The sequence below is a fragment of the Martelella sp. FOR1707 genome, from assembly GCF_053484265.1.
Map to the genome: position 1 here is coordinate 416,444 of NZ_JBAKFP010000004.1, position 18,210 is coordinate 434,653.

Genomic DNA, 18,210 nt, shown 5'->3' on the forward strand with positions numbered 1-18,210 from the left:
GCGCCGAAAGGATTTTGAGATGGCAGACCACCACACCCAGGTGCTCATCATTGGTTCCGGCCCCGCCGGCTATACCGCCGCGATCTATGCGGCGCGCGCGATGATGAAGCCGGTGCTGATCGCGGGCCTCGAACAGGGCGGCCAGTTGACGATCACCACCGATGTCGAGAACTATCCGGGCTTTGCCGATCCGATCCAGGGCCCGTGGCTGATGGAGCAGATGCTCGCCCAGGCGGAAAATGTCGGCACCGAGATCGTCAACGATATCGTGACCAAGCTCGACCTGTCGAAGCGTCCTTTCATCGCCACCACCGATTCCGGTGAAACCTGGATCGCCGATACCGTCATCCTCGCCACCGGCGCCAAGGCCAAATGGCTTGGCCTGGAGAGCGAGCAGACCTTCAACGGCGGCGGCGTTTCGGCCTGCGCCACCTGCGATGGCTTCTTCTATCGCGGTAAGGACGTCGTGGTCGTCGGCGGCGGTAATTCCGCGGTCGAGGAAGCGCTTTACCTTGCCAATATCGCCAAGTCCGTGACGGTCGTGCATCGGCGCGACAGTTTCCGCGCCGAACGCATCCTGCAGGAAAGACTGTTCGCGCTGGAAAACGTCAAGATCGTCTGGGACCACGCGGTCGAGGAGATCGTCGGCACCAGCGCTGTGCCGCCGCTTCCGCCTTCGGTGACCGGCGTTGCGGTGAAGAATGTCAAGACCGGCGAGAAGCAGACGATACCCGCCGATGGCGTGTTCATCGCGATCGGGCACACGCCGCAGGTCGACCTGATCCGCGACCAGCTCCGCCTGAAGCCCAACGGCTATCTGTGGACCGAGCCCGGCACGACCAAGACAAGCATTGAAGGCGTCTATGGCGCCGGCGATGTCACAGACGACAATTACCGTCAGGCCGTGACGGCGGCCGGCATGGGCTGCATGGCCGCACTTGAGGCGGAACGCTTTCTGACAGGGCAAAAGACCGGCACACTGGCTGCCGCGGAGTAAGGCAAATGAAAAGCACGAGCATGCCTCTGGACTGGGACAAGCTCAGGATCTTTCATGCCGCGGCGGAGGCAGGATCGTTCACGCATGCCGCCGACAAGCTCCACCTTTCGCAATCGGCGATCAGCCGGCAGGTCTCCGCGCTGGAACAGGATGTCGGCGTCAAGCTGTTTCATCGCCACGCCCGCGGTCTGATTCTCACCGAACAGGGCGAGCTGCTTTATCGCACCGCCAACGACGTGCTGCTGAAGCTCGAAAGCGTGCGCTCGCGGCTGACCGAGACCAAGGAAAAGCCCTCGGGCAAGCTTCGGGTCACCACCACGGTCGGCCTCGGCCAGGGCTGGCTCACCGACAAGGTGCAGGAGTTTCTCCAGCTCTATCCCGACATGCAGATCCAGCTCATCCTCGACAACGAGGAGCTGGACGTGAACATGCGCCATGCCGATTGCGCGATCCGGCTGCGCCAGCCGCAGCAGCCGGACCTGATCCAGCGCAAGCTGTTCACCGTGCACATGCATGTCTACGCCTCGCCCTCCTATATCAACCGGCATGGCGAGCCGCAGTCGCTGGAAGACCTCGACAACCACCGAATCATCACCTTCGGCGAGCCGGCGCCTGCCTATCTGCTCGACGTGAACTGGCTGGAAATCGCCGGCCGCTCGCCCGACAGCCCGCGCCCAGCGCACCTGCAAATCAATTCGCTGACCTCGATCAAGCGGGCGGCTCTCCTGGGAATCGGCATTGTCATGCTGCCGGATTATATCGTCGGCCGCGATCCCGGCCTGCTGCAGCTCGTCACCCATGCCGATGTGCCGAGCTTCGACACCTATTTCTGCTATCCGGACGAGTTGAAGAACTCCGCCAAGCTGAAAGTCTTCCGCGATTTCATCGTGGCCAAGGCCCGCAACTGGAGCTTCTGAGCCTCGCTCCCTTCGGCTGCGCGGCAAACCCTCGCGCGCAGCCGCATTATCACGAAAAACATGCGGTAAATCAGACTGCTGACAGAGCCGCGGCTTCAGAGTTTTCGATCGTTGATGCCCCACCCAGAGAGTCATGCTCGGGCTTGACCCGAGCATCCATACTGACCAACCAATTGAATTATAGGGTTGTTTTTAACGCTGTACCAACCTGCCTGGATCCTCGGGTCAAGCCCGAGGATGACGCAGAAGGGGTGAAGAGGCTGTCAACACCCCGGTAAGTTCCGCCTATTTTTTAAGCTCTACCATCGCTCGTCTTAAATTTGAGCAAAAGCTGCTGCATTTTTCATCTTTCGCATGGCAGCCATGCACAAAGATGCATTGTGAAATGCCTAATTCAGGGGCATATAGCTCGCAGCTGATGCAGGTGGTGCCCAACTTCTCCCTGGTGCACCGCAGCAGCTGTTCCCCTCTGGAGGTTTTGAGAGACCTTCTAACTCAAAGGGCCCCGGTTTTTCCGGTGGCCCTCTTTTTTTGCCCGCAGGAATTTGTTGTTTTTTTCCGCAATCTGCGATGAAAACTATTGCAACGCGCACAAAAAAGAACCATATCGAGTATAGCTGATGCGTTCGATACGGCATCCCAGCCGTATTGCAGCAGCTGTTCCCCTCTGGAGGTTTTACCTTCACACTTACAAGGGCCCCGTTTCGGAGGCCCTTTTTTTTGTGCATCGCCGGCGTCCTTCGAAACGCTGACCTTTGAGGTGCGTAAACGCTTTCTTTTGGTTTATACATTAGAGCGTAAGCCATGTAGAAAGACGGCAGGCAAGCTTGGCAAAGCCGCCGTCGCAACGGCAAGCCGGGACGGAGGCTGCAAATTGCGCCTGCGCCGGGCCTCCGCTACAAGTAGGCACCGGAAGGAATTTGATGGCTAACCTCTTTGACCCCATAACGATCGGCGATGTCACAATCGAGAACCGCATCATTATGGCGCCGCTGATGCGCAACCGCTCGCCTGAAGCCGTTCCGAACGAACTCAATGTCGACTATTACCGCCAGCGGGCAAGCGCGGGCCTGATCATTTCGGAAGCCACCGCGATTACCGAACAGGGCCAGGGCTATTCCAACGCCCCGGGCCTCTACACCGATGCCGCGGTCGAGGGCTGGAAGAATGTCACCAGGGCGGTGCACGAGGCCGGCGGCAAGATCTTCTGCCAGCTGATGCATGTCGGCCGGGTGTCGCACAAATCACTCCAGCCCTTCGGCGACCCGCCGGTGGCGCCATCGGCCCTGCAGGCACGCGCCAAGACCTTCGTGGTCTATTCCGACTCGACCAGCGACTTCATCGAAACCTCGATGCCACGCGCGCTGAAGCCCTTCGAAATTTCGGGAATCATCGACGATTACCGCCGCGCGGCCGCCCGCGCGCTGGAGGCCGGCTTCGACGGCGTCGAGATCCACGGCGCCAACGGCTATCTCATCGACCAGTTCCTGCGCTCCGGCAGCAACCACCGCACCGATCTCTATGGCGGCCCGATCGAGAACCGGGCGCGCTTCATGTTCGACGTCGTCGGCACGATCTCGCGCGAGATCGGGCCCGGCCGCACGGCGATCCGGCTTTCGCCGGTGGCCCCCTCCAACGATGTCCATGACGACAACCCGCAGGTTCTGTTCAACTATCTGGCAAGCCAGCTCAGCGCCTACGACCTCGCCTATATCCACATCATCGAGGGCGCGACCGGCGGGGACCGCAATTACAGCCAGGGCCCGCGCCCGTTCAATTACGAGGAAATGCGCCAGACCTACTACCGCACCGATGGGTCCGGTGCGTGGATGCTCAACAACGGCTATGACCGCCAGCTTGCCATCGACGCGCTGGAAAACGAGCGGGCCGACCTGATCTCCTTCGGCCGCGCCTTCATCGCCAATCCGGATTTGGTACGCCGGCTACGGATCAATGCGCAGCTTAATGCGTTGGATCAGAGAACGCTTTTCGGCGGCGATGCCAAGGGATATGTCGACTACCCTCCCCTCGGCGGCTGAGCACGTCAGGAGCGCTCACGGATCAACGCGCCGCCACCGGCGCCATCATGGGGGCCTTGTCAATCGATGCTGACCTTTCTGCGCGGTGAAGTCCTGCTGCTGCAGGCAATTCCTGTGGGCGCGCTTGCGTGGTTTCTCGAACATGACGTGATGCATGCCGGGCAGATCTTTTCGTTTCTGGCCGCGGCCCTGCTGGTCGTGTCGATCGCCTGCGCCTCGATGCGGGTGGCCCACCACGCCGAAATCCTCGCCGCCAAGGCCGGCGACCCCTACGGCACCATGATCCTCACCCTTTCCGCCGTGCTGGTGGAGGTGATCATCCTCGTCATCATGATGCGCGAGAGCCAGCAGCCGACGCTGGTGCGCGACACGATCTATGCCGCCGTCATGCTGGACATCAATGGCATTCTCGGGCTGGCGGCGCTGCTGGGCGGACTGAAGCACGGCGAGCAGCCCTATAACGATGATTCGGGAAAGACCTATTCGGTGATGATCATGACCGCGATGGGCATTTCCATGGTCGTGCCCGATTTCGTGCCGCAGGCGAGCTGGCATATCTATTCCGGCTTCACCATCGCCGCCATGATCGCGCTTTATGCGCTGTTCCTGAAGCTGCAGGTCGGCCAGCACAGCTACTTTTTCTCCTACCGCTATCCGCGCATGAAGAAGGCTACCGAAGGCGAGACCGGCCATGCAGCGGAGGAAGGCTCCACCACGACCTCCGTCGTCACCCTCATCGCCGGCGTGGCCGTGATCGGGCTTCTCGCCGAGTTCATGTCCGCCTTCCTCAATGACGGGCTCGAAGGAACCGGCGCGCCGCTGGCGCTGACCGCCATTCTGGTGGCCGCGATCGCCGCCGGACCGGAAATCCTGACCGCCCTGCGCGCAGCACTCGGCAACCGCATGCAGGCGGTCGTCAACATCGCGCTCGGCGCATCGCTTTCCACAGTGATCCTGACCGTTCCGGTGATCGAGGCGATCGCGCTTTTCACCGGGCAGCCCTTCACCATGGCGATGACCCCGGTTCAGATCACCATGACCGCCATTACGCTGGTCGTCGCCGCCATCAACATCAATGACGGCGAGACCAATGCGATCGAGGGCATGACGCATTTCGTGCTGTTTGCAACCTTCATCATGCTCTCGATACTGGGCCTTTGATGCGCAGCGGTTCCGGGGCGGAGGATTTCGGCAGGGTGACCCCGATATCCTCAAGCGCGTTGCGGATCGCGGTATCGAGCGGGGTGCGCGGCTCGCGGCCCAACACGGCAACCAGCTTTTCGTCGGTCATGTGCATCGGCTCCTTCCAGAGATAGCGCACCTCCAGCACCTCACGCATCAGCGTCATGAACGGCGCAAGCAGCGGCACGATAAACCATGGAAACCGGCTGACTTTCAGCTTCGGGTCGCCGGAGACACGGCGGATCGCCTCCACCACATGCATGCCGTCGGCATCGTAAAAGCCCTCGAAATGGAAGTTGGCGAATTTCGGCAACTGCCCTGCCCTGTCGTTAAGCTGCGCGAAGGTTTCCGCGAGATCGGGCAGATAGGCCCATTGATGGCCGACGCCGGGCGTTGCCGGATTGGTGATCCGGGTGAGCGGCGCATGCGGCTTGACCATCTGACCGAACCAGCTATTGCCTGCGGCACCGCCGCCGAAGAAATCGCCAGCGCGCACCAGAATAACCTGTGTGCCCTCAAAGGCCGCCTCCCTGAGACGCTCTTCCACCGCGACCCGAATGCGCCCCTTGCGGGTGTGCGGGTTCTGCGGACTATCCTCGTGCGGATAGGGAAACACATCGCGCCCGAAATTATAGATCGTTCCGGGAAACAGGATGCGGGCATTGGCAAGGCGCGCCGCGCCGATGGTATTCTCCAGCATCGGCAGAACCAGCTTATCCCAGTCCTTGTAACCGGGCGGGTTGACGCCGTGGAATATCAGCTCCGCGCCCCGCGCCGCGTTCTCCACGTCCGCGCGGCGCATCGCGTCGCCCTTGATCCATTCATAATGCGCCAGACGTCCGTCCAATCTGGACGGGTCGCGATTGAGCGCGCGGATATGGTAGCCCCTATCATGCAGCGCCCGGGCCACCGCGCCGCCAACGCCGCCTGTGGCTCCAAGAACAAGCGCCACGGGTTGTCTGTTCATGTCCGACATTGCCGTCTCCTTTATTCGAGTGTGACTGCAATATCGGGGTAAATCTCATTAAACGGAATTGTATAAAATCGTGCTATTGATATACATATTTTTATGGATACGCAGAGTTGGGATTATTACCGCACCTTTCTGGCGGTGCTTGAAAGCGGCTCGCTTTCCGGCGCCGCGCGGCGTCTGGGCCTGACCCAGCCAACGGTCGGCCGCCATATCGAGGCGCTGGAGCGCGACGCCGGCCAGCAGCTCTTCACCCGCTCGCAGCGCGGACTGGAGCCGACCGACACGGCGCGGGCCATGAAGCCGCTCGCCGAGGCGATGGCCGCCTCCGCCGACGCCATGCGACGGGCCTCCTCCGAAACCCGCGACCAGATCTCCGGCAGCGTGCGCATCAGCGCTTCCGATGTCATCGCGGTCGAAGTCCTGCCGGAGATCCTCGCGCCGGTCATGGCCGCCTATCCCAGGCTGGAGTTCGAGCTTTCCGTCTCCGACGCCGTGGAAGACCTGCTGAACCGCAAGGCCGATATCGCGCTGCGCATGGTCGAGCCGAGCCAGTCGGCGCTGGTGGTGCGCCATATCGGCAAAATCCCGATCGGCTGCTTTGCCCGCAACGACGTGATCGCCCGAGCCGGCACGCCGCGGACGATCAAAGACCTGAAGGGGCTGCCGACGATCGGCTTCGACCGGGAGCTCGCCTATGTGCGCGATGTGCTGGAGGCCTTTCCCGACCTTGCCCTGCCCGGCTTTACCTTCCGTTCCGACAGCAATCTCGCCCAGCTTGCCGCCATTCGCGCCGGCTGCGGCTTCGGCCTCTGCCAGAAACCGCTCGGCGAACGCGACCCCGCGCTGACGGAAGTGCTGCACGGCCAGATCCCGTTCCAGCTCCCGCTGTGGATCGCCATGCACGAGGACCTGCGCCGCTCGCCGCGCTGCCGCGTCGTCTTCGATGCGCTGGTAAAGGGCATGTCCGCCTATATTGGAAGGCCGATCAAGGAAAGCTAGCGCACGCCCGATGACAGGTAGCGTTCGAGAATGAGATGCCATTGCTGGGACTCGAGCGTCTGCAGGATCGCGACATTGATCGCGTCGCGATCCGGATCGTTCTGGGGAAGGATCAGGGCGTAGTTTTGCTGCATGAACTCCAGATTGCTCAGATAGAGGTCACGATAATCGTCGAGCGTCCACTGCAGGATCGCGCGATCATAGACGAGCGCGTCGATATCGTGGTTTTCAAGCGCATCGAGGCCGTCCGGGACGGTGTCGAATGAGGTGAAGGAAAGGTTGAGCAGGCCAAGTTCGGCGGCGGCCGGCGAATCAATGATCGTGCCGACCGTGAGCCCTGAAAGGTCATGGATATTGTCGACGAAATTGGTGTGCAGCGACGAAGTCAGACCGGCGGCCAGTTGCGCGGTGGTGATCGCGGCGAGGATCAGCGCCGTGAACATCCACGCCATGGCAAGCAGCCTGCCGAAGAAGGTCACCGGCGCCTTGTCGCCATAGCCCACCGTCGTCATCGTCACGGTCGCCCACCAGAAGCCGGAGAAGACGCCGCGCGCAGGCCGCGGCTCGAACTGTTCGGGATTGGCCCGCCGTTCCAGCAACCAGATCAGCGCGCCGATGACGAAGACCGGCCCGGTGAGCAGGCCGAGCATATAGAGAAAGGCCGGCGAGGTCAGAAGCTGGAACATCATCGTCGGGCCGATCTTGTCGACCACGCGCAGCGCCACGCCAAGGTCGCCGCTGTAATAGGGAACCGAGAAATCGATCACCGCCTCGTCGGCCGCATTGATCGGCACCCCGCCTAGCGCCATGTCGAGCTTGCCGCCCGCAACATCCTGCACCATCGCATCGGGCATGGCTTCGACGAGGCGATATTCCCTGCCGAGCCGGCGGCTCATCGCGTCCAGCATGTCGATGCCGAGCCCGTACCAACTGCCGTCCTTGTTCTGCATGACATAGGGCGGCAGGGCATGCACGCCGACGGTCATGGGCTGATCGGCGGTTGTCTGCGGCGCTGGCGCATCCTGGGCAAAGGCAGGAGCGACGACGGCGGCCAGCAGCAGACAGGCAGCCAGAAATCCCGCCACGACAAAGCGACGCAACGGAAGTTTGTCGTGGAAGGTTTGCAGCATGTTCTCCCGCACTCATTCGGTCCCCGCGCCGCCACAAGGAAATCCGGCAAACGCGGAGACAGTCTATAGCTGCATCACGCTGAGAGCCGCAACGAAAAAGGGCGCGCCTTGCGGCACGCCCCGTTGTCAAATCGCGCTTCGTAACAAAAAGCCGCAGCGTGCGCCTTACTTGCAGGCGGCGCAGAAGCGCTGGATGCGCATGCAGGATTCTTCAAGCTCGGCTTCCGAGGTCGCGTAGGAGATGCGGAAGTTGGGGCCGAGGCCGAAGGCCGAGCCGTGGACGACGGCAATGCCTTCCGCTTCCAGAAGCTCGGTGACGAAGTCCTCGTCGGTCTCCATCACCTTGCCGCCCGGCGAGGTCTTGCCCATCAGCCCAGCGCAGGACGGATAGACGTAGAACGCGCCTTCGGGCGTCGGGCACTCGATGCCGGGGGCCTGGTTGAGCATCGAGACCACCAGATCGCGACGCTTTTCGAAGGCCTTCTTGCTCTCGGCGATGAAATCCTGGTTGCCGTTGAGCGCCTCCACGGCAGCCCACTGCGCGATCGAGCATGCGCCCGAGGTCTGCTGGCTCTGGATCGTGGTCATGGCGGTGATCAGCTCGGCCGGGCCGGCGGCATAGCCGATACGCCATCCGGTCATCGCATAGGCCTTGGAGACGCCGTTCATCGTGAGCGTGCGGTTATAGAGGCCGGGCTCCACTTCCGCCGGCGTCACGAACTTGAAATCGCCGAAGGTCAGGTGCTCATACATGTCGTCGGTGAGGACCCAGACCTGCTCGTGCTTCATCAGCACATCGGTCAGCGCCTTCAGCTCGTCATGGGTATAGGCGGCGCCAGACGGGTTGGACGGCGAGTTGAAGATGAACCACTTGGTCTTCGGCGTGATCGCCTTTTCGAGGTCTTCGGCCTGAAGCTTGAAGCCGTGTTCCTGCGTTGCCGAGACGAACACCGGCGTGCCGCCGCAAAGCGCCACCATTTCCGGATAGGAGACCCAATAGGGCGCCGGGATAACGACTTCATCGCCCGGGTTCAGCGTCGCCATCAGCGCGTTGAACAGGATCTGCTTGCCGCCCGTGCCGACAATCGTCTGCGCGGCCGTGTAGTCGAGATTGTTCTCGCGCTTGAACTTGGCGGCGATCGCCTCGCGCAGCGGCTGGATGCCGGCCACCGGCGTATACTTCGTCTCGCCGCGGTTGATCGCGTCGATCGCGGCCGCCTTGATGTTGTCGGGCGTATCGAAATCGGGCTCGCCCGCGCCAAGGCTGATGACATCGCGGCCTTTCGCTTTGAGTTCGCGCGCTTTCTGCGCCACGGCGATGGTGGCGGAAGGCTTCACACGAAAGAGAGCGTCAGCAAGAAGGGCCATTTTCAATGTCCTGATATCTAGATTGATCCTTGGAATGCGCTATAGCGAGCGACAACTTCCAAGCGTTTGGTCTAAACGCAATTCGCCCGCGGTTTCAAGCGCTATCGTCGCGGATTGACCGTTTCAGCGCGCAACCGGAGATATTCCGCCGTCTCAACTTCAGTGGCGGCACAAATCCCCTCCCATGATTCCGCCTCAAAATGGTTCGTGTTCGACCATCATTCATCCAGAAGGCGACGTATTTACATGGCGTTATGAAGATGCGCTGAAACATTGCCGAAGGAGAAGGCATATGAGGATGGTCAAACGGATGGCGAGAGGGATCGCCAGGCGCTCGATTTTCATCAAACGCGGGATTTTTGCTTTTGCGGCGCTGCCGGTACTGACGGCGTTCGCGCCCGCCGGAGCTTCCGCCGACCAGGCATGGCAATCCGCCCCTCTGCCGGGAACGAATGGCGGGGCGATGCTGTTTGACGGCTACCTGCCCTTTTCCTCGCCGGGCGGCAGCGCGCTTCAGGGCCTTCTGTCCCACACCGCCGCGCGCGATCTGATGATCGCAGCGATGTTCGCGATCTGCCTCGCCATGGTCGTCGGTGCGTCCTATCTCTGGCGCGAGAACGTGAGCCATCTGAAGGCCGACGCCGAGCGCCAGCAGCGCAACGACCTCGACGGTTTCTGAAATCCGCAAGGCATCCGTGTCGCGGCTCACGCGTTTGTGTAGACCGCGACACTTGAGCGGCGGGCAGAGCGCCATACGTCACCGGTAAAACGAGAGGAGACTTTGATGAAAGCCACCCCCGTCCTGGCCGGCATGATCGCGGCCCTTGCCTTTTCCCCGTTTCCGTCCGCCGCGCAGGAGGCGAGCCCGCCGCTTGAGGTTGAGCGCATCGCCGATGGTCTTACTCACCCTTGGGCCGTCGAGGTTCTGCCCGATCGCGGCTATCTGGTCACCGAGCGACCCGGCCGCCTCAACATCGTTTCAAAGGATGGCAAAACGCAACAGGTCAGCGGTGTTCCCGAGGTCTATTCCGCCGGCCAGGGCGGCCTGCTCGATGTCGCGCTCGATCCCGGCTTCAGCGAAAACGGCCGCATCTATCTGACCGCCTCCGTTTCCGGCGACGGCGGCCAGGGAACGGCGGTATTCCGCGCAACGCTCGACCGTCAGAAGGCGCGCCTTGAAAACGTCAGCCAGATCTTCGCGATGAACCGGTTTTCCGGCACCAATCGTCATTTCGGCTCGCGCATTGCGATCGACAGCGCCGGCAATCTGTTCTTCGGCATCGGCGATCGCGGCGAAAGCGAGCGGGCGCAGGACCCGGGCGATCACGCCGGCTCGATCCTCCACATCACGCCCGATGGCGGGATCCCGCAAAACAACCCGACGCCTGATGGCTGGGAGCCGGAAATCTGGTCGATCGGCCACCGCAACCCGCAGGGCATCACCATCGATCCCGAGACGGACACGCTCTACACAGTTGAACACGGCGCGCGCGGCGGCGATGAGATCAATATACCGCGCGCCGGCCAGAACTATGGCTGGCCGGAAATCTCCTACGGCGTGCATTATTCGGGCGCGAAGATCGGACAGGGCACCAAGGCGCCGGGGCTTGAACAGCCGCTCTACTACTGGGACCCGTCAATCGCGCCGAGCGCGATCGCGGTCTACCGGGGCGATATGTTTCCCGAATGGGATGGCGATTTCCTGGTCACCGCGTTGAAGGACCAGCTTCTGTCTCACATTGGCCTTGACGATAGCGGCATGCCCGCGACCGAAAACCGGCTGTTTGCCGGTGAATTCGGCCGGTTGCGCGACGTCAAGGTTGCGCCCGACGGCGCTGTTCTGCTGGTGACGGACGAACCCGACGGCGCACTATTGCGGGTCTACCGGGCTGAGTGAGCGTTACTGCTCCTGCCTCTCATCCGCCGTCATTTGCGGGCGCCAGATTTCCGGCCAGTTTTCCGGACCGATATCGACGCCGTCACAGGCCGTTTTCGAGCGCTCCAGCGTGAGCGCCAGAGGATTGCCGGCGGCGGCCTCGTTGATCGTCCAGTAATGCGCGAGCCCGCAATCGCCGAGCCCGCGACCGAGATAGACCGAAGACAACAGCTTTTCCTTCAGATCGAAATTGACGTTGTAGACGGTATCGAGAACGGTGATGCCGGCATCGCTGACATTGGGAAATTCCGCGCGGTGGAACTCGTCATCCTTGCCGACATAGAGCTGGTAGGGCTGGTTATAGGCGCCGGAGGGTCCGCAGGGCAGAAGCATGATGGTGCTCTTGCCGGTGCTGAAGGCGAAGGCGTCCGCCTGATCGATATGCGACTGATCGGTATAGCACGCGCTTTCGGGATCGCTCAGATTGCGCAGAACCGAGGGCGGGAGCTGATCGTAGCTGTCGATCGTCCAGACATCGACGCTTTCGGGCGGCGTCTTCTCCCCGACATCGATCAGCGCATCGGTGCGGCCGCCGCGGCCCTGCCAGTCGTCGATGAAGCGGGCGGCGTCGGAAAGCCCGGTCAGCACGATCTCGGATGAAAACGATCCGATCCCGCCCTCGTAGCGGATCGTCGCCCTGGCGCCGTCTGCCATCTTGCGGAACAGCGCCACCAGAACCTCGGGCTCGTTGACGCCGAACATACCGAGCGCATCCTCCCGCACGAGGCTCGCTATATCGGCGGAAAACCCAGTGACGCCATCGACCGCGATGGTGATCGCGCCGGAGGCATCGCCCCGCGGCAGGAAACCGGGCGGATAGGGAATGCTGAGGGTGAGCGGGGCCGATGGGGCGACCGAGCGCTGCCACTGGATGGCGGCAAGCGTGGCGCCGCCGCTCGCACCGGCGGCCGAGGTCAGGGATATGTTGCAGGTATAGGCGTTGTTGCAGCTGACCGCCCAGCCCTCGATCTGGCGATATTCGAACGCGCGCGCGCCGACGGACGCGAAAGAGCAGATCACGACAATAGACGCAAGTAAGCGTATGAACATGTCACGACGCATGGCGGACCCCCGGTATTTGCCAGTCAAGTATTTGCGCACCGCCCGCGCGCTCGTCATGCTTGGCCGGTTACTCGCTCCTACACCAGCTTCGTCGGCAAAAGCTAGGCCCAGCCCGGTTAGGCCACAGGCTTTGTAGAGCTCCCCTCACCCAAGGGTAGCACAGGGCGAACGCTTTGACACAGTATAACCCGAAATAGTTCCATCTAATCATCTGATTAGAACGGGATAATACACAAATACCGGGCCGCGAGCGCCGCCTGAAGGTCCGATTCCAAAGTTTCGCTTGCCAAAAACCCCCAAACACCGCATTCTGTTCATGTTCGGGCATTTTGCGAGCACGGGAAGACCATATAATCTGATGCGCGCCGGAAACGCTAATTTTTCGGGCGGACCTTGATTTGGCCTGCTTTCGTTGTCCAGGCAAATCGAAACCCGCGGTAATAAAAGGCACCTTTCCTCCAAATTCGAGAAACGCCTGCGCTGCCCCTCAGGGCAAAACGAGCATCGAAATATCTGCCCCTCCGCCAGCAAGGGGATGGGCGAGAAAAGGACCTTGAAGCATGGCCGAAACTGGCATCGTAAAGTTTTTCAATACCGACAAGGGGTACGGTTTCATCAAGCCGGACAATGGCGGCGCGGACATCTTCGTCCATATCTCCGCCGTGCAGTCGTCCGGGCTGACGGGCCTGACCGAAAATCAGAAGGTCAGCTACGACACCGAGCCGGACCGCCGCGGCAAGGGCCCCAAGGCCGTCAACCTGCAGGTCACGGAATAGGTTTCTGTTTTCTGCGCCACAACGCCTTGAACCGGCGCGCGGCAGGGCGCCGGTCCGGCGAACGGTTATATCGAGAAGCGGGAAATTGCCTGGTTTTGTCAGTCGGCCGCCGGAAGGGCGATCAGACTTGCGATGCGCCGCCGAGGGTAAAACCTCGTCTTCATTTTAAAATCGAAAAACCCGGCCTCTCAGCCGGGTTTTTCGTTATTGCATATTGGCTTTCGCCATCTCAGCTATCCAGGAAGCTTCTGAGCTTCCGCGAGCGGCTCGGGTGCTTCAGCTTGCGCAGCGCCTTGGCCTCGATCTGGCGGATACGTTCGCGGGTGACCGAGAACTGCTGGCCGACTTCTTCCAGCGTGTGGTCGGTGTTCATGCCGATGCCAAAGCGCATGCGCAGCACGCGTTCCTCGCGCGGCGTCAGCGAGGCGAGAACACGGGTGGTGGTCTCGCGGAGATTCGCCTGGATCGCCGCATCGATCGGCAGCAGCGCGTTCTTGTCCTCGATGAAGTCACCGAGATGCGAATCCTCCTCGTCGCCCACCGGGGTTTCGAGCGAGATCGGCTCCTTGGCGATCTTCAGCACCTTGCGAACCTTCTCGAGCGGCATGTTGAGCTTTTCGGAAAGCTCCTCAGGCGTCGGCTCGCGGCCGATTTCGTGCAGCATCTGGCGCGAGGTGCGGACGATCTTGTTGATCGTCTCGATCATGTGCACCGGAATGCGGATCGTGCGGGCCTGGTCGGCGATCGAGCGGGTGATCGCCTGCCGGATCCACCATGTTGCATAGGTCGAGAACTTGTAACCGCGGCGATACTCGAACTTGTCGACCGCCTTCATCAGGCCAATATTGCCTTCCTGAATGAGATCGAGGAACTGCAGGCCGCGATTGGTGTATTTCTTCGCGATCGAGATCACCAGGCGGAGGTTGGCTTCCACCATCTCCTTCTTGGCGATGCGCGCCTCGCGCTCACCCTTCTTGACCATGTGAACGATGCGGCGGAATTCGGAGATCGAGATGCCGGTTTCGGTCGCAAGGCTCTGGATCTCGGTGCGCAGCACCTTGATATCAGCGCCGTCCTGGCTGGCAAATTCCTTCCAGCCCTTGCCGGAAAGGTTGCCGATCGACTTCATCCAGTTCGGGTCAAGTTCGGCGCCGTGATAATGCTCCAGGAAGTCGTCACGCTTGACGCCGCGATGGGTCGCCATGCGCAACAGCTTGCCTTCGTTCTCAACGAGCCGCTTGTTGATGTCGTAGAGCTGCTCGACCAGAAGGTCGATACGGTTCTGGTTGAGCGACAGCGACTTCACAGCCGTGATCAGCCCTTCCTTGAGCTCCTTGTAGCGGCGCTCCTGGGCGTTGGTCAGCGTGCCGGTGGCGGCAAGACGCGCTTCCACCTGCTGATCCTGCAGCTTCCTGAGCTTCACGTAGGTCTCGGCGATCAGGTCGAGCGTATCCATGACCTGCGGGCGAAGCTCGGCCTCCATGGCGGCCAGCGACAGGTTGGATTCATCATCCTCCTCGTCGTCTTCCTCCGGCTGCACGCCCTCGCCGCCGACATCGGTGACGTCGTCGGAGCGCTTCTTGCGGGCCTGTTCCTTTTCCTCGGCCTTCTTGCGGTCGGCCTCGATCTTTTCCGGGCTCTGGAACTGCGGTGCAGCCTTGGCCTCGGGACCGGAATAGGTGGTTTCAAGATCGATGATCTCGCGCAGCAGCGTCGTGCCTTCGTTCAGCTCGTCGCGCCAGATGATAAGCGCCTGAAACGTCAGCGGGCTTTCGCAAAGCCCCGCGATCATCGTCTCGCGGCCACTTTCGATCCGCTTTGCAATGGCGATCTCGCCCTCGCGCGACAGAAGCTCAACCGAGCCCATCTCGCGCAGATACATGCGCACCGGATCGTCGGTGCGATCGGTGGGCTCTTTCTTCTTGGTCTGCGCTACAGCCGAACCAGTCGTGGTCGCGACTTCGGTGCTGTCGCTGTCATTGTCGTTGTCGCTGTCGTCGGAGCTATCGTCGGAATTATTGTCGTTATCGACTTCGTCCTCATCCTCGACGACATTGATGCCCATTTCGGAGAGCATGGACATGACGTCCTCGATCTGCTCGGAGGTTACCTCCGAGGACGGGAGAACGGAATTCAGCTCATCCATAGTGACATAGCCGCGCTTCTTGGCGGCCTTGATCATCTTCTTGACGGCGTCATCGGAAAGGTCCAGGAGAGGGCCGTCGGTACCGCCTTCGCGTTCGGTTTCGGCTTCTTCGTTTTCCTTGACTTTCGTAGCCATAAATATTGTTTCCCTGACGCTTTGTCGCTGTTGCCAAGCGGCATACCGGCAAATGATTAAGGACCTCTTTTGCGAGGTCTGCCGGATTCAAAAAACCACACATGAACAGGACAGTCTTCAACGCGGCGGTTTTCATCACCCCCGGTGAATGCTGTCCAGATCATGAAAATGTGCTGCTCACTGCCATCCGCACTGGTGATTCCCAGATTTTCGCCATCCGTCAAGCATCATTTCCGTATTTGCGTGATTTCATATCGAAAATCCGCCGATGAGACGCTTCTCACGATGACAGGAACCGATGCAGCTTCTCTGTCGGCCCTAGAAACGTTAATTTAGAATGCTTCGCCGCAAATACAAGTGGCGGGCGAAAGGAATCGCCTCCGGCTCCTCCCGGAATTGTCTTTACACACCGCTTTATCCGCCCGCTCCGGATTTCCCGCCGCGTCCCGACATCAGGCCAAAACCGTCGATTTCGGCCTCCTGGTTGTCGATGCGGGCGATTTCGTTTTGAACGGAAACCAGCGCCGGCATCAGTTCGGAAAGCAGCTCCGCATTGCCCTCCTCCGTCGCCTCGGCGATCTCGCGTTCCAGTTCGCTCTTGTGGCGGGCCAGCGAACGGGCGCGGTTATGCAGCGCCAGCGCCTGGTGGTAGACCTCGCGGACATCCTCCAGCGCCGCATCAGGTCCGGCGATCCAGTTGACATTGCGCCCGACATGGGCGGAAATCTGGTCGACGAGACCGGCGAAGCCCGCCTCCTCCAGCCGCTGCCGCAGCTTTTCCCGGCCCATGTCGGGACGCGAGGCTTCGGCAAGAAAGGCCGGCCAGAACGCCCGCATCTCAGCTGCCTCGAAGGAAAGCGTCGAGATGCTGTCGAAATCCTCGCGCACCAGTTCGGGATGCGAGATCAGGCAGAACACGAGCTGGCATTCGCGGAAGGTGAGATTGGCGGTTGCCGGGCGGAGGCTTGCGAGCGGGGACCGCGACAGGCGCTCGGACGCCGAAAGAAGGCCGTTGCCGCGCGGCGCGCTGAACCGCCCGCCCCCTTTGCCAGACCCGGCAAAATTGCCCCGGCCGCCAACGAAATTTCCGCCGCCGCGCGAGCCTCCCCGGAACCTCTGATAAAGTCGGTTGCGGAAGTCCTGCTGGTAATGCCGACGCACGCTTTCGTCCGCAATCGTCGCCACCAGCGCGTTGACCCGCGCCTCGATCGCCGCGCGCCGCTCCGGTGTTTCGCCGGCTTCCGGCTGGCCTGCCTCGCGCTCGAATACGGTATCGGCCAGCGGACGGGCCTGGGCGATCACCGCGTCAAACGCCTGCCGGCCGCCCTCGCGCACCAGATCGTCCGGGTCCTTGCCGCCGGGCAGCAGCGCGAATTTCAGCGAATGGCCGGGCTTCAGCATCGGCAACGCCAGGCCGGCAGCGCGCTCGGCGGCGCGTATGCCCGCGCCATCGCCATCAAAGCAGAGCACCGGCTCGCTGGTCATCCGCCAGATCAGTTGCAGCTGGTTTTCGGTCAGGGCCGTGCCAAGCGGCGCGACGGCATTTTCGATGCCGGCCTGATGCAGCGCGATCACGTCCATATAGCCTTCGACCGCGATGACCGTCTTCGCCCCCTCCGCGCCGGAAAGCGATCGGCGGGCGCGGGCGAAGTTGAAGAGCACATTGCCCTTGTGGAACAGCTCAGTTTCGTTGGAATTGAGATATTTCGCCGGCGCATCCGGCCGCATCGCGCGGCCGCCAAAGGCGATCACCTGCTCGCGCGACGACAGGATCGGGAACATGATCCGGTCGCGGAACCGGTCATAGGAAACCGCGATATCAGGCCCATGGACCACAAGCCCGCAGGCCTCGATCTCCTGCTTCTCGACGCCTTTTGAAGCCAGAAACTCCTTCAGCGCATTGCGGCTTTCCGGCGCATAGCCGAGCCGGAACGTGTCGATCGTGCGCGCCGAAAGGCCACGTTCGCGCAAATAAGCCCGCGCCTTCGCCCCTGCCCCGGTCTGCAACTGATCCTGAAAGAAACCTGCGGCAAGCTCCATGACATCGACGAGCGTGCGGCGCTTTTCCTCGCGGCGTTCGGCCTGCGGGTCGCGCTCCGGCATCGCCACGCCCGCCATATCGGCAACACGCTGCACGGCTTCCGGAAAGCTCATGCCATCGAGATCGATGAGGAAACGGAAATGGTCGCCGGAAACACCGCAACCAAAGCAATGGTAGCGGCCCTTGCGGTCCTCGCAGTGAAAGCTCGGGGATTTTTCGCCGTGAAACGGGCAGCAGGCCCAGTAATCGCCGCGCCCGACATTGGTCTTCTTGCGATCCCACGTGACCCGCTGGCCGATCAATGCCGAGATCGGCACACGGTCGCGGATTTCATCGAGAAAGGATGGCGGAAAACGCATATAAGCCTCATCTGGCCGGGACTGGCACTATAGGAGCGTTATCCAGATCGGCTTCGGTATTTTCCGGTTTTCCCAGATATCCACACGAGGGCTCGCGCGGCACTCTATCCAAACAGCCTCGCGGCAGGCCCATCGCACATGGTCGTTCCG

General features: G+C 61.5%; 14 protein-coding genes. 8 read left to right on the plus strand and 6 right to left on the minus strand.

What is annotated here, in order from left to right:
* Positions 1 to 19 precede the first annotated feature (19 nt).
* From trxB to V6765_RS13380, 4 genes are all read left to right on the plus strand, one after another.
* Positions 20 to 997 (plus strand): thioredoxin-disulfide reductase, encoded by a 978-nt coding sequence (gene trxB, locus V6765_RS13365; RefSeq protein WP_448429529.1) that lies wholly within the window; start codon positions 20 to 22, stop codon positions 995 to 997.
* Positions 998 to 1,017: 20 nt separating this feature from the next.
* Entirely contained in the window at positions 1,018 to 1,914 is an 897-nt protein-coding gene (locus tag V6765_RS13370) for a LysR family transcriptional regulator VtlR (protein ID WP_448429865.1), read from the plus strand.
* Between the two features lie 923 nt (positions 1,915 to 2,837).
* A complete protein-coding gene (locus V6765_RS13375) occupies positions 2,838 to 3,953 on the plus strand; it encodes an alkene reductase (RefSeq protein WP_448429531.1) in 1,116 nt (371 codons plus the stop codon).
* Positions 3,954 to 4,019: 66 nt separating this feature from the next.
* Positions 4,020 to 5,114 (plus strand): calcium:proton antiporter, encoded by a 1,095-nt coding sequence (locus tag V6765_RS13380; RefSeq protein WP_448429533.1) that lies wholly within the window; start codon positions 4,020 to 4,022, stop codon positions 5,112 to 5,114.
* Here the strand turns inward: V6765_RS13380 and V6765_RS13385 are convergent.
* The gene (locus V6765_RS13385; RefSeq protein ID WP_448429535.1) at positions 5,089 to 6,111 is read right to left on the minus strand and encodes an NAD(P)H-binding protein; all 1,023 of its coding nucleotides are present in this window, start codon (positions 6,109 to 6,111) and stop codon (positions 5,089 to 5,091) included. The genes V6765_RS13380 and V6765_RS13385 overlap by 26 nt on opposite strands.
* Before the next feature lie 93 nt (positions 6,112 to 6,204).
* Here V6765_RS13385 and V6765_RS13390 point away from each other — a divergent pair, with 93 nt between their 5' ends.
* Complete coding sequence (locus tag V6765_RS13390) at positions 6,205 to 7,107, plus strand: LysR family transcriptional regulator (RefSeq protein ID WP_448429537.1); 903 nt, start codon at positions 6,205 to 6,207, stop codon at positions 7,105 to 7,107.
* On the opposite strand, the gene V6765_RS13395 is transcribed toward V6765_RS13390, so the two are convergent.
* Together V6765_RS13395 and V6765_RS13400 are read right to left on the minus strand one after the other, a co-directional pair.
* Positions 7,104 to 8,237, minus strand: a complete 1,134-nt coding sequence (locus tag V6765_RS13395) for a transporter substrate-binding domain-containing protein (protein ID WP_448429539.1) — start codon at positions 8,235 to 8,237, stop codon at positions 7,104 to 7,106. The genes V6765_RS13390 and V6765_RS13395 overlap by 4 nt on opposite strands.
* A 165-nt stretch (positions 8,238 to 8,402) precedes the next feature.
* On the minus strand, positions 8,403 to 9,605 hold the full coding sequence (locus tag V6765_RS13400) for a pyridoxal phosphate-dependent aminotransferase (RefSeq protein WP_448429541.1): 1,203 nt from the start codon (positions 9,603 to 9,605) through the stop codon (positions 8,403 to 8,405).
* 292 nt (positions 9,606 to 9,897) lie between these two features.
* On the opposite strand from V6765_RS13400, the gene V6765_RS13405 reads away from it, so the two are divergent.
* The gene (locus tag V6765_RS13405) at positions 9,898 to 10,284 is read left to right on the plus strand and encodes a hypothetical protein (protein ID WP_448429543.1); all 387 of its coding nucleotides are present in this window, start codon (positions 9,898 to 9,900) and stop codon (positions 10,282 to 10,284) included.
* A 105-nt stretch (positions 10,285 to 10,389) separates the two neighbouring features.
* Complete coding sequence (locus tag V6765_RS13410) at positions 10,390 to 11,502, plus strand: PQQ-dependent sugar dehydrogenase (protein WP_448429545.1); 1,113 nt, start codon at positions 10,390 to 10,392, stop codon at positions 11,500 to 11,502.
* Positions 11,503 to 11,505: 3 nt separating this feature from the next.
* On the opposite strand, the gene V6765_RS13415 is transcribed toward V6765_RS13410, so the two are convergent.
* The gene (locus tag V6765_RS13415) at positions 11,506 to 12,591 is read right to left on the minus strand and encodes a DUF1176 domain-containing protein (RefSeq protein ID WP_448429547.1); all 1,086 of its coding nucleotides are present in this window, start codon (positions 12,589 to 12,591) and stop codon (positions 11,506 to 11,508) included.
* A gap of 572 nt (positions 12,592 to 13,163) precedes the next feature.
* Here V6765_RS13415 and V6765_RS13420 point away from each other — a divergent pair.
* Positions 13,164 to 13,379 carry a cold-shock protein gene (locus tag V6765_RS13420; protein ID WP_018066559.1) on the plus strand — a complete coding sequence of 72 codons (216 nt, stop codon included), beginning with the start codon at positions 13,164 to 13,166 and terminating at the stop codon, positions 13,377 to 13,379.
* Positions 13,380 to 13,608: 229 nt separating this feature from the next.
* Here V6765_RS13420 and rpoD read toward each other — a convergent pair whose 3' ends face one another.
* A complete protein-coding gene (gene rpoD / locus V6765_RS13425) occupies positions 13,609 to 15,660 on the minus strand; it encodes an RNA polymerase sigma factor RpoD (RefSeq protein ID WP_448429549.1) in 2,052 nt (683 codons plus the stop codon).
* Between the two features lie 414 nt (positions 15,661 to 16,074).
* A complete protein-coding gene (gene dnaG, locus V6765_RS13430; RefSeq protein ID WP_448429551.1) occupies positions 16,075 to 18,060 on the minus strand; it encodes a DNA primase in 1,986 nt (661 codons plus the stop codon).
* Positions 18,061 to 18,210 lie beyond the last annotated feature (150 nt).

Excerpts from the sequence above, each read along its gene's own strand:
- trxB (WP_448429529.1), top strand. The coding sequence starts at position 20 with ATGGCAGACCACCACACCCAGGTGCTCATCATTGGTTCCGGCCCCGCC.
- V6765_RS13370 (WP_448429865.1), top strand. The coding sequence starts at position 1,018 with ATGCCTCTGGACTGGGACAAGCTCAGGATCTTTCATGCCGCGGCGGAG.
- V6765_RS13375 (WP_448429531.1), top strand. The coding sequence starts at position 2,838 with ATGGCTAACCTCTTTGACCCCATAACGATCGGCGATGTCACAATCGAG.
- V6765_RS13380 (WP_448429533.1), top strand. The coding sequence starts at position 4,020 with ATGCTGACCTTTCTGCGCGGTGAAGTCCTGCTGCTGCAGGCAATTCCT.
- V6765_RS13385 (WP_448429535.1), bottom strand. The coding sequence starts at position 6,111 with ATGTCGGACATGAACAGACAACCCGTGGCGCTTGTTCTTGGAGCCACA.
- V6765_RS13390 (WP_448429537.1), top strand. The coding sequence starts at position 6,205 with ATGGATACGCAGAGTTGGGATTATTACCGCACCTTTCTGGCGGTGCTT.
- V6765_RS13395 (WP_448429539.1), bottom strand. The coding sequence starts at position 8,237 with ATGCTGCAAACCTTCCACGACAAACTTCCGTTGCGTCGCTTTGTCGTG.
- V6765_RS13400 (WP_448429541.1), bottom strand. The coding sequence starts at position 9,605 with ATGGCCCTTCTTGCTGACGCTCTCTTTCGTGTGAAGCCTTCCGCCACC.
- V6765_RS13405 (WP_448429543.1), top strand. The coding sequence starts at position 9,898 with ATGAGGATGGTCAAACGGATGGCGAGAGGGATCGCCAGGCGCTCGATT.
- V6765_RS13410 (WP_448429545.1), top strand. The coding sequence starts at position 10,390 with ATGAAAGCCACCCCCGTCCTGGCCGGCATGATCGCGGCCCTTGCCTTT.
- V6765_RS13415 (WP_448429547.1), bottom strand. The coding sequence starts at position 12,591 with ATGTTCATACGCTTACTTGCGTCTATTGTCGTGATCTGCTCTTTCGCG.
- V6765_RS13420 (WP_018066559.1), top strand. The coding sequence starts at position 13,164 with ATGGCCGAAACTGGCATCGTAAAGTTTTTCAATACCGACAAGGGGTAC.
- rpoD (WP_448429549.1), bottom strand. The coding sequence starts at position 15,660 with ATGGCTACGAAAGTCAAGGAAAACGAAGAAGCCGAAACCGAACGCGAA.
- dnaG (WP_448429551.1), bottom strand. The coding sequence starts at position 18,060 with ATGCGTTTTCCGCCATCCTTTCTCGATGAAATCCGCGACCGTGTGCCG.